General features: G+C 35.2%; 12 protein-coding genes. 8 read left to right on the top strand and 4 right to left on the bottom strand.

The genetic code is table 11. From position 1 onward, the window contains the following. Positions 1–141: 141 nt before the first annotated feature. Genes AC0UMU_RS11150 through AC0UMU_RS11140 form a run of 3 tightly spaced genes read right to left on the bottom strand, consistent with a single transcriptional unit; the run spans position 142 to position 3,326 of the window. Positions 142–663 (bottom strand): GNAT family N-acetyltransferase, encoded by a 522-nt coding sequence (locus AC0UMU_RS11150; protein WP_009319430.1) that lies wholly within the window; start codon positions 661–663, stop codon positions 142–144. Positions 664–685: 22 nt separating this feature from the next. Continuing rightward, the gene (locus AC0UMU_RS11145; protein WP_022389966.1) at positions 686–1,357 is read right to left on the bottom strand and encodes a porin family protein; all 672 of its coding nucleotides are present in this window, start codon (positions 1,355–1,357) and stop codon (positions 686–688) included. Positions 1,358–1,361: 4 nt separating this feature from the next. Next, a complete protein-coding gene (locus AC0UMU_RS11140; protein WP_270214115.1) occupies positions 1,362–3,326 on the bottom strand; it encodes a LysM peptidoglycan-binding domain-containing protein in 1,965 nt (654 codons plus the stop codon). Positions 3,327–3,660: 334 nt separating this feature from the next. Between AC0UMU_RS11140 and AC0UMU_RS11135 the strand changes: the two genes are divergently transcribed. From AC0UMU_RS11135 to uvrA, 3 genes are all read left to right on the top strand, one after another. Continuing rightward, positions 3,661–4,953, top strand: coding sequence for a T9SS type B sorting domain-containing protein (locus AC0UMU_RS11135; RefSeq protein ID WP_270214116.1), 1,293 nt, complete (start codon positions 3,661–3,663; stop codon positions 4,951–4,953). A 66-nt stretch (positions 4,954–5,019) separates the two neighbouring features. Continuing rightward, positions 5,020–5,982 carry a lytic transglycosylase domain-containing protein gene (locus AC0UMU_RS11130; RefSeq protein ID WP_022389963.1) on the top strand — a complete coding sequence of 321 codons (963 nt, stop codon included), beginning with the start codon at positions 5,020–5,022 and terminating at the stop codon, positions 5,980–5,982. Between the two features lie 49 nt (positions 5,983–6,031). After that, entirely contained in the window at positions 6,032–8,857 is a 2,826-nt protein-coding gene (gene uvrA, locus AC0UMU_RS11125) for an excinuclease ABC subunit UvrA (protein ID WP_278715863.1), read from the top strand. 189 nt (positions 8,858–9,046) lie between these two features. On the opposite strand, the gene AC0UMU_RS11120 is transcribed toward uvrA, so the two are convergent. Then, on the bottom strand, positions 9,047–9,367 hold the full coding sequence (locus tag AC0UMU_RS11120; RefSeq protein ID WP_009317142.1) for a DUF3276 family protein: 321 nt from the start codon (positions 9,365–9,367) through the stop codon (positions 9,047–9,049). Positions 9,368–9,597: 230 nt separating this feature from the next. Here AC0UMU_RS11120 and nusB point away from each other — a divergent pair, with 230 nt between their 5' ends. From nusB to AC0UMU_RS11095, 5 genes are all read left to right on the top strand, one after another. After that, positions 9,598–10,527: a transcription antitermination factor NusB gene (gene nusB / locus AC0UMU_RS11115; RefSeq protein WP_022389740.1), complete on the top strand. Its 930-nt coding sequence runs from the start codon at positions 9,598–9,600 to the stop codon at positions 10,525–10,527. Positions 10,528–10,932: 405 nt separating this feature from the next. Further along, positions 10,933–11,253 (top strand): preprotein translocase subunit YajC, encoded by a 321-nt coding sequence (yajC, locus tag AC0UMU_RS11110; protein ID WP_022390048.1) that lies wholly within the window; start codon positions 10,933–10,935, stop codon positions 11,251–11,253. 119 nt (positions 11,254–11,372) lie between these two features. Further along, positions 11,373–12,383 (top strand): YbbR-like domain-containing protein, encoded by a 1,011-nt coding sequence (locus AC0UMU_RS11105; protein ID WP_278715861.1) that lies wholly within the window; start codon positions 11,373–11,375, stop codon positions 12,381–12,383. Beyond that, the gene (gene coaE / locus AC0UMU_RS11100) at positions 12,380–12,967 is read left to right on the top strand and encodes a dephospho-CoA kinase (RefSeq protein WP_009317138.1); all 588 of its coding nucleotides are present in this window, start codon (positions 12,380–12,382) and stop codon (positions 12,965–12,967) included. Before AC0UMU_RS11105 ends, coaE begins: the two co-directional genes overlap by 4 nt. 95 nt (positions 12,968–13,062) lie before the next feature. After that, complete coding sequence (locus AC0UMU_RS11095) at positions 13,063–13,476, top strand: DUF5606 family protein (RefSeq protein WP_022390046.1); 414 nt, start codon at positions 13,063–13,065, stop codon at positions 13,474–13,476. The last annotated feature ends 44 nt before the right edge of the window (positions 13,477–13,520 follow it).

The raw sequence follows: 13,520 nt of genomic DNA, 5'->3' as shown, positions 1-13,520 counted from the left end.
AATAAAAGGGCGGCATGACAAAAAAAAGAAGGCATCCTTTTTAGACACCTTCTTGTATTTATTTTTATTATTCAAATAGATGATCGGTATTATATCCCATTTTGTAATGATCGGTTTTACTTTTATCCCTCAAAATAACTTCTATTTCATTATTACAGTTTTCAGATCATTGTGAAATAAATCGTATTCGGTTTTTGTTATCTTTCTTTTTGTCGATAAGACTATTAAAGAATGTCCTTCAAATTCTTTTCTGTATGCCGGGTGAATATGATGGTAATCATTGGTGAAGAATCCGCATTTTTGATAAAATCTTAATCGTGCAGTAGAAATCTTGTCTGTGATGGGATCGATTTCCAGTATGATGATTTTGGAATGTTCCCCAATAAACTTGTTTAAAAGGTTGCTGCCTATACCGTTCCCTCTTAATGATTGGTTCACGGCAAAATGTTCGATGTATATGTAGGCAGGAAATTCCCAGTAAGAAATGAAGCCGATAAATTTGTTTCCTTCGGCGTAAGCAATTAGATGGTATTGAGGATGTAAAAAAGCGATCTTTTGTTGTTCTTCAGTTCTCTGTTCGAAAATTGGAAAACTGCTTGAATATAAGCTCTTAAATTCAGAATAGGATACGTGAGACTGGTTATTTATGATGATACTTTTCATTAGAAACGAAAGACAACGGTTGTTATTTCAGGTTGAACATATAGGACAATGCAACGGAAATAGTTTGATTAGATGATGCCGAGAAATAATCGACTTTACGATTTTTGAAAAAGTCTCCTAACCCGAAATAGTATCGCCCTTCGAGGATAAAACTGTTTTTCTTGGCTTTGATCTCGATTCCTGCTCCTCCGCAAATGCCGTAATCAAATTTATGTGCAATGGGCATGTTGTATTGTGTAGATTCCCATGTTTGAGAAAATTGTGGAAGTTCTTTCAAATTGAAACTGCTTATTTCTTTATCCGATATAAGAAAACCTACTTGCGGTCCTAAGTTTACAAATCCGCGAAAAACTTTGTTTCCAAAAAAGATATGAGTCATGAATGGCAGTTCGATATAATTTAGTTTTCGGCTATAACTATAATCTCCTTCATCGCTGAAATTCTCTTTCCATCCATGCTGAGTAAAATTTAATTCGACAATAAAACCGAAGTATTTTTCTTCGATATATCGTGCGGATATTCCTCCCATATAGCCCATTTCATAATTTTGTCGCACACTCGGACGGAGAGTTACTCGTGAAAAAGTAGTTCCGAATTTCGCACCGACAGCAAATTCACGTTTGTAATTCCTTTGTGCCGAAATCGTGGCGATACAGAAAAGCAAAATACAACTGCTTATGATGATCTTTTTCATGCTTTTATCTTATTACCCGTTTCTCAATAATATATGAAGGCTTAAAGTAGACAAAATAGAAACTTTTGTTTATAAATCCGCTCCAATTATTGATTCTCTGGAATTTAAAGTCGGTTTGTATACTTGAAGACTCTACTTGGTTAAGATGGTTTTCAAAATTTTTTCCGTATTGTTTTAATACACTCAAAAAATACATACCCGTATCAAATCCTAATAATCCGTATTTGGGGTTGGCATTGATCATATCTTTGTTATACCAGAAATAAAATTTCTTTTGGAATTCTTTCCAGTCATAATCTGTCGGATTTGTGTAAAATCGAGTAAATATAACCGTATTTAGTTTATGAAAATTATTCAGATACTCTTTTGTATATGTCTGCCATTCGGGATATCCGAACAACGTAATAGAAAGATCGGCACGATCATCTTTCAACTTGGTCAATGGTGCAATGATTTTACCGACAGAATTTTTTGTAGAAGAATTGCTGATAATAAGAATATCGGAGTTTTCCGGTAAGGAGCTGTTCAGCATTGTAAGTTCAGGATCTGAAGCAATATGAAGATCTTTGAATTGAATATTTTTATGTCGCAATTCCGCTTTTACAGAGTTGATGAAATCTTTCTTTTCATCCGCATTGTTATCGTCAAGTAAAAATATGACTTGCTTGTTTCCGAATTGACGTACCAATTCGGTTGCAGCCTCAGCATATAGATAGGAGTGCGGTATATTTGTTTGTAAAACATGGGCGTTGTGGTTTGCTTCGTCATTTTTCAGAGAAAATGCATTTACCATGTTGATCTCGTTTTTGAGTGCAAATTCTGCTGTTTTCTGTATCAGGTTATTATCGGCAGGGCCGATAATCAAATCAATCGATTTCATTTCGGGTTTTGACAGGATATTGTCGAGGGTAGAACTTTTCCCTTCTGTGTCATAAGCATATACATTAATAGATGTTCCCCGTTTTTTCAAGCTGTCCACAGCCAAAAGAAATCCCTGATAATATTCAAGATAAAGAGCCGATCTGGCATCTTCTTTTTGGGAAAGCATAAAAGGAAGTAAGACGGCAACGTTGATTTTTCCGTCTTTTTCTATTGAATAAAGATCATTGTATATTTGATTAATATCTTCGTGAGTTAAGGCTTGAGAAATATCGGTCGGAGATTCTTTTACCGGAATATTTATCGTATCGTTTTTTTTGAGCTCTCCGATTCCCGGATTACAAGCCCTGATATCGTCTATTGTAATGTCGAATTGTTGAGCGATACTGTACAAAGTCTCTTTTTTCTTTACTGTGTATAAAAAAGTTTTAGGACCATTGTTTTTTTGAACTCTTTCATTATTTTGTTCAGGGATAATTCGTATAACTTTCCCGATTGAGAAGTTCGAAGGTGATAGCCCGGGATTTTGTTTTAATACGGATTCTACGGAAATGCCATATTTTCGGGAAACGGAAAATAATGTCTCTTTAGGAGCAATCGTGTGGAAAATATATTGGTTTCGAGTATTATTGGATATTGAAGAATCGGACGATGTATTCGAGTTAATTTGAGGAATCTTTAATTTTGTTCCTATTTGTATTCCCTTTTCCGATCCCGGGTTTAAAGCTACTATGGAGTCTGTACTGATATGGTACATGCGGGATATTGCATATAGCGTTTCTCCTGCAGATACGGTATGAACGAAATATGGCGATTCTGTTTCTTGAATAGCAACTTTTACACCTTTAATCGGAATCAGTAATTCTTGCCCGCTTTTTAATCCGTATTTAGCCGACGGATTGAATTGTATGATTTCCTCTTTAGAGACATCGAATTTTTTGCAAATAGAATAAAATCCTTCTGCACGATTTACTTTATATAAGTAAAACCCTTTACCGTCTATCGATTTTTGCGGGAAATTATCGGCATGCAATGATAAATATCCGATAAAAAAAATGAAAAGTAAGAAAGATATTTTTTTTAGAATCATGCGATCAGCTTATTTGTTTTTATTGTTATCCGTATATGATATATGAAAAACAAAGGTATAAAATTTTCCTTGTTGTGGCAATGTCTTAGAAAAACTTCATGATTATGAGAGTCTGTTTAAGTTTTGTTCAGATATTTTTGACAGCTATTTTGAGGATATTTTTTTGATTTCATCTATTGTGACATGCAAAAATAGAATAATGAACTTAAAGAGGCAGAGAGACCCTTTTACCGGAAAATTTGAACAGGCTTGTAAAATCCTTTTTTGATTTTTTATTTATTTCTTTCTTTGAAATGCCGTATCTTTGACGATTAACTATTATGGAGAGTTGGAGATGAAAAGATTCTGTATTTTATCGTTATATATATTCTTCGTATCTCTTTTATATGCGCAAACTGTAGAAGTTGACGGAGCTTATCGTTGGACAGGAGTAAATAAATCGGAGACAGGGTTAGATTATGTTTTTGTAATCCCTTCATCGTCACAGGCTACGATTCGGTTTAATTCTACATCGGGATCACCTGTCAATTGGTATAGATTTGATCGTACGGGGGTAAATAATAAAACTCCTATTTCTAACGGAAATTCTTTGACGTATTCATCTGCAGAGAAAGATTATGGGTATGTCATCGAACAAGGAGATGCTTCTATTTATCTTTGGCTATCGACTTATAAAGAAGTATCTTCTTTGTATGCGGATGAGGAGTACGCTAATCAGTGTGAAGATGTTCGTTTGGCCGGAACGGGTCTTGATATTGCCTATTATACAGTCAATGGGAAATGGAAGGGAGTAAATCGTGCAGTCGCTTATAAAACTTGGAAATGGGATGACACATTGAAAGATTTGAAAATGGTAGAAGATACGGTACAAGGTCTTGTTTCAAAGAGTGGGGAAACCGTCAGTTTGTATGCTCCAGCACCGTATGAAAAAACGCTGTTTACAGTGATCGATTCTATTCCGTATAAAGGTTGGAACGGTGCTATAAAAACGTTTTCGACATCTGATGAATATGAACCTTGGGCAATTTTAATGAAAGCTGTAGTTTCTCAACAATTAAGAGATGCAAAAAATGAATGGAATACAGCTCCGGAAGATGGATCTTTCGGTGGTTCAGCTCCTGTAGAAATGGAATTTAAAGCTTATGTAAGCGGAGATAATTATTATGCATGGGAGTTTATGCAGGAGAATCCGAGTGAGGTGGATGATCCTATTGTAGATGCTATATATCCGGATAAAATATTGCGATACACGTTCAAGGACGAGGGAACGACTTATGTCCGGCTTAAAGCGACCAATTCATATTGCAGCAGAGATACCTCTTTTACTATAACGGTAGGCGAGTCTCGCCTTGAAGCTCCGAATATTTTTTCTCCCGGAACAAGTCCCGGTGTGAATGACGAGTGGAAAGTCGCCTATAAATCGATAGTTCAGTTTAAGTGTTGGATATTTAATCGATGGGGAGTTGAAATTTTCCGTTTTAGTGACCCGGCACAAGGTTGGGATGGAAAGTATAAAGGGAAATTAGTCCCACCCGGAGTTTACTATTATATTATAGAAGCAAAAGGAGCTGATAACCAGAATTATAAATTAAAAGGAAATATAAATATTTTAAGACCTCGTAATTAGAGTCTGTTTCTTTCCTCATCGAAAAATTTAAATAGGTTTTTAGAACCGGATATATTGGGTAAAAAAATGAAAAAAAAGTATATTTACATATCGATAGTTGCGATTATGCCACTATTGACGATATTATCAATCGTTTCTTTTAAAACTCCGCAAAAAAATCTGCTTACATCATCTCTTATCGTTAATATTATACCGGATTTTCCTGCAAAAGTAGAGTGGGGAGGCGAGAGAGTTGATTTGGACAGATTCGATATGAGAGAACGGTATGATCGGGAGCTGACAAGTTTTTGTTATATGCATTCGAATACACTCTTGATTTTAAAACGGGCTAATCGTTATTTTCCCCTTATCGAACCAATTCTTAAAAAGAACGGTATTCCTGAAGATTTCATTTATTTAGCAGCTATTGAGAGTTATTTAAATCCTCGTGCAGTTTCTCCTGCAAAAGCTGCGGGACTGTGGCAACTGTTACCTTCTACAGCAAAAGAAGCAGGACTCGAGGTGAACGATTATGTCGATGAACGGTTTAATATCGAAAAGTCGACAGAGGCGGCTTGTCGTTATCTGAAATCGGCTTATGCCAAATATGGTAGTTGGACTACTGTTGCGGCTTCTTATAATGCAGGAATGGGGAGAATTTCGAAAGAACTGGCAAAGCAACAACATGATTCTTCATTTGATCTTTGGTTAAATGAAGAAACCTCCAGATACGTTTTTCGGGCGTTGGTATTGAAAGAAATTCTCAAAGACCCGTATCGTTTTGGATTTGCTGTAAGAAAACATCAGCTGTATCATCCGGTACGTGTACAAGAAATAATGGTAAATACACCGATCGAAGATCTTACCGTATTTGCAAAAAATCATGGTATTACCTATGCTCAATTAAAAGAATTTAATTCATGGTTGAGAGATCGCAGCCTTCCGAATAAAAACGGGAAAACATATAAAATACTGATTCCGGAAAAGAAAGATCTGTATTATAGTACACGTCAGATACCGGTATATAATAAAAAATGGACAATAGACTGATGTTATCAGGCTATTTCATTTGCTGATTTTAAATGATTTGTAGTAAAAAATGATAAAGAAAGACGATAAAATAGAAGTGCTCGGGGCTCGGGTACACAATCTTAAGAATATAGATGTTGAAATACCTCGTAACAGTTTTACTATCATTACCGGATTAAGCGGAAGTGGGAAATCTTCATTGGCATTTGATACTATATTTGCCGAAGGCCAACGTCGTTATATTGAGACGTTTTCGGCTTATGCCCGTAATTTTTTGGGGAATATGGAACGCCCGGATGTCGATAAAATAACCGGATTGAGTCCGGTGATATCCATAGAACAGAAAACAACGAATAAAAATCCTCGCTCTACGGTAGGAACAACAACGGAGATCTATGATTTTTTAAGGCTTTTATACGCTCGGGCAGGAGAGGCTTACTCTTATATCTCAGGAGAAAAGATGGTCAAATATACCGAAGAGCAGATTTTAGCTTTGATTCTTGATAGATATAAAGGACGGAAAACTTATGTTTTAGCGCCATTGGTGAGAAATCGTAAAGGTCATTATAAAGAACTTTTTGAACAGGTTCGTAAAAAAGGATATTTGACAGTTCGTGTCGACGGAGAATTACGCGAAATTTTACGCGGAATGAAGCTGGATCGTTATAAAAACCATAGTGTAGAGCTGGTGGTAGATAAATTGATCGTTTCGGAAAAAGACGAACGACGCCTGAAAGAAAGCGTACAAACCGCCATGAAACAGGGCGATGGATTGATAATGATTTTGGATGCGGAGACTGGAGAGGTACGTCATTATAGCCGTATGTTGATGGATCCGAAAACCAGTCTTTCGTATAGTGAACCAGCTCCGCATAATTTTTCATTTAATTCTCCGCAAGGTGCATGTCCCAGATGCAAAGGATTGGGGTATGTCAATGTTATAGATAAAAGCAAGATAATTCCTGACCCGAATCAGTCGATATATCAAGGAGGGATTGTTCCGTTAGGAAAATATAAAAATACCCTTTTATTCTGGCAGATAGAGGCTATTTGCGATAAGTATGGAGTTACACTGAAGACCCCTCTGAAAGATGTTCCGGAGGAGGCTTTGGATGATATCCTGAACGGAACGGATGAACGGTTGAATATCAAAAACCAATCACTGGGAAATTCTAATTATTTTCTCACCTTCGATGGTCTGATAAAGTATATCGAGATGCAACAGCAGAATGAGGCTACAGCTCAGGCTCAGAAATGGGCCGGCCAGTTTGTAAAAACAGTTATTTGTCCTCAATGTAACGGTCACAGGTTAAATGAGGAGGCTTTGCATTATCGTATTCAAGGAAAAAATATTGCTGAATTGGCGGAGATGGATATTTCTGAGCTTTCTTGTTGGTTAGACGGGATAGAAATGCAAATGTCCTCAAAGCAGGCTGCGATTGCGAAAGAAATTTTAAAAGAAATACGCTCCAGACTGCATTTTTTGGTAGATGTCGGATTGGAGTATCTGAATTTGAATCGAGCTTCGGCAACTCTTTCCGGAGGAGAAAGCCAACGCATACGTTTGGCTACACAAATAGGGTCTCAGTTGGTCAATGTCCTTTATATTTTGGACGAACCGAGTATCGGATTACATCAGAGAGATAATACTCGTTTGATACGTTCGTTGAAACAGCTTCGGGATGCCGGAAATTCTATTATCGTTGTTGAACATGATAAGGAAATGATGCTGGAGGCAGATTATGTCATAGATATGGGACCCAGAGCCGGCCGTCTTGGTGGGGAAGTGGTTTTTGCAGGAACTCCGAAAGAAATGTTGAAGACAAAAACGTTGACGGCGGCATATCTGAATGGTAATATGGAAATCCCGATACCCAAAACGAGGAGAAAAGGGAATGGAAAATCTATCGTTTTACAAGGTGCGACAGGAAATAACCTGAAAAATCTGACCGTTGAATTTCCATTAGGAAAATTTATTTGTGTAACGGGAGTTTCCGGTAGTGGAAAATCGAGTTTGATTAATGGCACATTGCAACCGATAATTAGTCATCTTTTTTATCGGGCACAACGAGAACCTCTTCCTTATGTGAATATAGAAGGGTTAGAATATATTGATAAAATCGTAAACGTTGATCAGTCTCCATTAGGCCGTACGCCTCGTTCGAATCCGGCAACTTATACGGGGGTGTTTTCTGATATACGGAATGTTTTTGTTGATCTTCCGGAAGCCAAAATACGAGGATATAAACCGGGGAGATTTTCTTTTAATGTTGCCGGAGGACGATGCGAAGTGTGTGGAGGAAACGGTTATAAGACTATTGAGATGAATTTTTTACCGGATGTATTAGTCCCTTGTGAGGAATGTCATGGAAAACGATATAATAGAGAAACGTTAGAAGTCCGTTTCAAAGGAAAATCTATTGCAGACGTTCTTGATATGACGATTAATCAGGCCGTTGAATTTTTTGAAAATATCCCGGCAATTTTAAATAAAATAAAAGTCCTCCAAGATGTCGGGTTAGGCTATATTAAATTAGGGCAACCGTCCACTACGTTATCGGGTGGAGAGAGTCAGCGTGTGAAGTTAGCTACCGAATTATCTAAAAAAGATACAGGAAAAACTCTTTATGTATTGGACGAACCGACCACAGGTTTACATTTTGAAGATATTCGAGTTTTGTTGAATGTCCTCAATCGTTTAGTAGATAAAGGAAATACGGTTTTGGTAATAGAACATAATTTGGATGTTATAAAGTCTGCCGATTACATTATAGATATGGGACCTGAAGGTGGACAAGGAGGAGGACAAGTTCTTGCTACCGGTACACCGGAAGAAATATGTAAAACGGAAGATACTTATACAACGCAATATTTAAGAAAGGAACTTAATTTGTAATATACATAACGTTGTTTTGTTATTGGCTTTGTGAGGTAGAAATATAAAGATAAAATATACTCAAATAAAATTTTTTACTTGAGTATATTCGTATAAAGTAGAATTTTTTATATCTTGAAATCTGTAAATTGAAAAGATTTTTTCCCCATAAAAAAATTTTAAGAGAAAATTCTTCTTTTGTAGATTGGACTAAAGACTTTCTATTTTTTCTTCTGAATCTTTTTCTGGAGAGTTATCTTTGATATATGTCATTACCTCATTAAGTCCTGATGTGAATTTGTCGAAATCTTCTTGATATAAAAAGATTTTATGTTTTTCAAACTGGACTATGGGATTACAGTCTTCACCGGAAATAATTTTTTTACTTTCTGTAATAGCTAGAAAAAATTCATCTTTTTTGTTCTTCTTAACATCTAAATAGTAAATTCTTTTTCCGGCTTTCAGTGTTTTTGTAAATACTATATCATTCTCCTTCTTATTGAGTGTGTCTTCCTTTTTCAGATTTTCCATATTAAGTAATGTTCTTGTGTGTGATGAAATATTTTATTAATTATGTATTCAAATGCAAATATGCTATTTTATTTTGAAGAAACAAATATTTTGAGATAACATTTTAGAAATATAATGAAGTTCGTTTTTTCTTGTGTTGATTTTTGAGAAAAAAATAGGCATTTAAGACGGAGTACAATAAAAAAAGTAATACCTTTGCAGCCGCATAATACAAAAAGGATCTTTAAAAAATGGTGAATCGAATTTTAATCCGAATCAAAGTTGTACAAATAGTATACTCTTATTTGGTAAATAAAGATAAGAGTATAGATACTTCAGAGAAAGAATTATTTTTCAGTTTGGAAAAAGCTTATGAGTTGTATCACCGTTTGTTACTTTTGATGATCGAATTAACAGATGCTCAAAATAAACGTATAGAGAATGCCCGTTTTAAATATACGGCGACTGCAGCAGATAAGAATCCGGATACACGTTTAATAAATAATCGTTTTATTGCGCAATTGCGGGAAAACAAGATGTTAAAGGAGTATGTCGATCGTCAATCTGTTTCTTGGGTGAATGAACCGGATTTTATTCGTATTTTGTTAGATCGCTTATTGGCATCTGACCTTTATAAAACATATTTAACTTCAGAAGAAGATTCGTATGCTGTTGATCAGGATTTCTGGAAAAAGGCATTCAAACACATCATTGTTGAAAATGAAGATCTGTCGGAAATTTTAGAAGCGCAAAGTCTTTATTGGAATGATGATTTGGAAACGATTTCTACTTTCGTATTGAAAACGATTAAACGGTTCGACCAAAGTAAAGGTGCGGAACAGGAGCTTTTGCCGATGTTTAAGGATGATGAGGATGCCGAATTTGCTAAAATGCTTTTTAGAAAAACACTCATGAATGTCGATGTTAATAAGGCTCTGATAGATCAACATACGAAGAATTGGGAAATTGACCGAGTGGCATTTATGGATATTGTCATTATGTTAGTTGCCATTGCAGAAATAAAATCATTTCCTACCATTCCTGTCAAAGTAACATTGAATGAATATATAGAAATAGCCAAAGCATATAGTACTATAAAGAGTGGACATTTTATAAATGGAATTTTAGATGCTATTGCTTCTCAGTTAAAAAAAGACGGTTCTTTAGTCGGTAAAGTATAGAGAGATTCGAAACTTCACGATTTTTATAACAAATAGAGGCTATACAGAAACTTCTGTATAGCCTCTATTTGTTATAAAATATGTTCTTTACATAACACAGAGTCTAAATTTTAAGAATTGAATTGCCGTACCGATACCGTCAATATCGTTATAGATCCCAAAAACGCAAAAATGACCTGATAATATTTCCTTATTGAAAAATTTAGGCAGTTCCTAAGATAGTTTGGGGAATATTGAATCGATTTTAGTTCAGATAAAGCGACAATAAAAATGTTTCTAAAAATTAAATAGGCTCTTCTATTATATTTTTTTCTCAATCTCACTTTTTTGTCATATCTTTGTTATTAAATAAAACAGTTGTATTTGTAACTGTATCTTTAATTGTTTAACAAATAAGTTGAAATTATGACATTATTGACAATTTTACTGCAACAACAAGGACAAGGCGCTGGATGGTCAAGTATAATTATGATGGTGGCCTTAGTTGCTATTTTTTATTTCTTTATGATTCGTCCTCAGACAAAAAGGCAAAAAGAGATTCGTAAGTTTCGTGAAGCGTTGAGCGTTGGAGACAAAGTCGTTACCGCCGGAGGAATTTATGGAAAGATTAAGGAAATCAAAGATAATATTATCGTTCTTGAGATTGCGGATAATGTACGGATTCGTATTGATAAATCTTCTATTTATGCTACTGCTGCCGATTCGACGACTACAAACCAAGCTTAATCGGCCTACCTTTTTGTAGAAGATCTTATCTTAAGAGATTATTAAAGATAAAGTTTTTTATTTGTAATTTTATTTCGAATAAAAAACTTTATCTTTGTTTTATTAGAGTTATTGGTTAAATGAAAAAAGCTACAGAACGCTATATTCAAATCAAAATAAAAAAATGGTTGCATAATGCAAAAGTTTTTTTTCGTAGTGAAAGGAGCAAAGAAGTTATTACTTTTTTGTTATTTTTGGGTTTGTCGTTTCTTTTTTGGGTGTTGCAGTCATTGAATGAAGAAGTAGAGGCATCGTTCAAGATTCCTATACGCTTTACGAATGTCCCGGATAAAGTAATGATTACAAACGAATATCCTCAATATTTGGACATTCGTATAAGAGATAACGGGACAACGATGATGAACTATATGATAGACCGCTTTGTTCCTGTCGAGATAGATTTTAATCAGTATCAGAATAAACGAGGACAATTTACTATTTCATTGGCGAAGTTGAGCGCATTGGTCCGTAAACAACTTAAAAATACTACGGGTTTGGTTTCTATTTCTCCGGATTCTTTGACATTATATTATTCTCAAAATAGAGGAGCGAAGTTTAAGTTACGTTTGGTCGGCTCTGTATCAACAGTTCCGCAATGTGTTATTAATGGAGAAATATCTTCCGGGATAGACTCAGTTACAGTCTATGCCCCTTCTTATATTCTGAACTCCATTAGAACGATAGAGACAGATTCTTTTGCTTTGAGAAATTTGTCAGATACGACAGTTTATGATCTTTCTTTGAAAAAAATAAGAGGTGCTAAAATTGTTCCGGATAAAGTGAAAATTATGGTTCCTGTTGAAGAGATAACCATGAAAAAAATGACGCTTGCAGTAAAAATAGAGAATATTCCTGATAATATGACGATGCTTCTTTTCCCGGCGACTGTAGAAGTCAGCTATATGCTTCCTATCAGTCATTTTGCAAAAGTTACCGCAGGGGATATAGAAATAGGAGTAGATTATAGACAGATAAAGAATAACTCAGGAAATAAATTGGCTGTAAAAGTTTTGAAACAACCGTCTTTTGTTAAGCATTTGCAAGTCGTGCCTGACAGCATAGAATATATTTTAGAAGAAAAAGTATTATGAAATCGGTAGGAATAACTGGTGGAATTGGAACTGGAAAGTCGGTGGTAAGCCATTTTCTTCGCATATTGGGATTCCCCGTATATGACAGTGATTCCGAAGCGAAAAGATTAATGAATACGCATCCGGAAATACGAAATAAACTTATCGGGATGTTTGGTCCTGATATATATATAGGGCAGGAATTGAATAGAGTTTTATTAGCTCGTTATATATTTGTAGACCTGTTATTATTGCAGAGAATCAATGAGATTGTTCATCCGATAGTTCGGGAGGATTTTAAATATTGGTGTATGCGCCAAAAAACGGCATTTGTTTTTATGGAGTCTGCAATTCTGTTTGAGTCGGGATTCGAAAATTCTGTTGATGAAGTTTGGGTAGTTACTGCTCCGGAAGACATGCGTATTTGTCGTGTGATGGCAAGGAATAATTGTAGTGAAGAAGATGTGCGACAAAGAATATCGGTGCAATTAGATGAAACTGAAAAATGTAAAAAAGCAGATCAGGTTATTCGAAATGATGATAAAAAACCTTTGATACCCCAAATTTTGAACTGCCTGAATTATAAGGGGAAACTTGAATGTTAAGAATCTTTTGATACAAAAAAGAGTATAACGATTGATAAATTGAATATTGAATGTTACATTTGTGCCGATTTAATCTTTAAAATTATTACGATATTATGTTGAAAGCAATCCTTTCTATATCTGGAAAACCCGGGTTATATAAATTAGTGTCACAAGCAAAAAACATGTTGATTGTAGAGTCTGTAGTTACGGGAAAACGGACACCAGCATACGCTCATGATAAAGTTATATCATTAGGAGACATCGCTATTTTTACAGAAAGCGGAGAAGTACCTTTAAGGGAGGTATTGATTAAAGTGAAAGAAAAAGAAAACGGTGCAGTGTCATCTATAGATTTAAAATCGAATCCGGATGTGTTAAGAAAATATTTTGCGGAGATTTTGCCCGATTTTGATAGAGAGCGAGTATATCCCACCGACATAAAAAAACTGCTCAGTTGGTATAACTTACTTGTAGAAAAAGATCTTGTCGATTTTTCAGAAGAGAAAGAAGAAAAAACAGAGAAGTAGTTATTTAAACATAGAGAATAGATACCCTGATTATTAATACAAAA

The organism is Coprobacter fastidiosus (assembly GCF_982245605.1).
The sequence above is the reverse complement of the archived record's forward strand: the minus strand, read 5'-3'. Positions and strand labels throughout refer to the sequence as shown.

Excerpts from the sequence above, each read along its gene's own strand:
- AC0UMU_RS11150 (WP_009319430.1), bottom strand. The coding sequence starts at position 663 with ATGAAAAGTATCATCATAAATAACCAGTCTCACGTATCCTATTCTGAA.
- AC0UMU_RS11145 (WP_022389966.1), bottom strand. The coding sequence starts at position 1,357 with ATGAAAAAGATCATCATAAGCAGTTGTATTTTGCTTTTCTGTATCGCC.
- AC0UMU_RS11140 (WP_270214115.1), bottom strand. The coding sequence starts at position 3,326 with ATGATTCTAAAAAAAATATCTTTCTTACTTTTCATTTTTTTTATCGGA.
- AC0UMU_RS11135 (WP_270214116.1), top strand. The coding sequence starts at position 3,661 with ATGAAAAGATTCTGTATTTTATCGTTATATATATTCTTCGTATCTCTT.
- AC0UMU_RS11130 (WP_022389963.1), top strand. The coding sequence starts at position 5,020 with ATGAAAAAAAAGTATATTTACATATCGATAGTTGCGATTATGCCACTA.
- uvrA (WP_278715863.1), top strand. The coding sequence starts at position 6,032 with ATGATAAAGAAAGACGATAAAATAGAAGTGCTCGGGGCTCGGGTACAC.
- AC0UMU_RS11120 (WP_009317142.1), bottom strand. The coding sequence starts at position 9,367 with ATGGAAAATCTGAAAAAGGAAGACACACTCAATAAGAAGGAGAATGAT.
- nusB (WP_022389740.1), top strand. The coding sequence starts at position 9,598 with ATGGTGAATCGAATTTTAATCCGAATCAAAGTTGTACAAATAGTATAC.
- yajC (WP_022390048.1), top strand. The coding sequence starts at position 10,933 with ATGACATTATTGACAATTTTACTGCAACAACAAGGACAAGGCGCTGGA.
- AC0UMU_RS11105 (WP_278715861.1), top strand. The coding sequence starts at position 11,373 with ATGAAAAAAGCTACAGAACGCTATATTCAAATCAAAATAAAAAAATGG.
- coaE (WP_009317138.1), top strand. The coding sequence starts at position 12,380 with ATGAAATCGGTAGGAATAACTGGTGGAATTGGAACTGGAAAGTCGGTG.
- AC0UMU_RS11095 (WP_022390046.1), top strand. The coding sequence starts at position 13,063 with ATGTTGAAAGCAATCCTTTCTATATCTGGAAAACCCGGGTTATATAAA.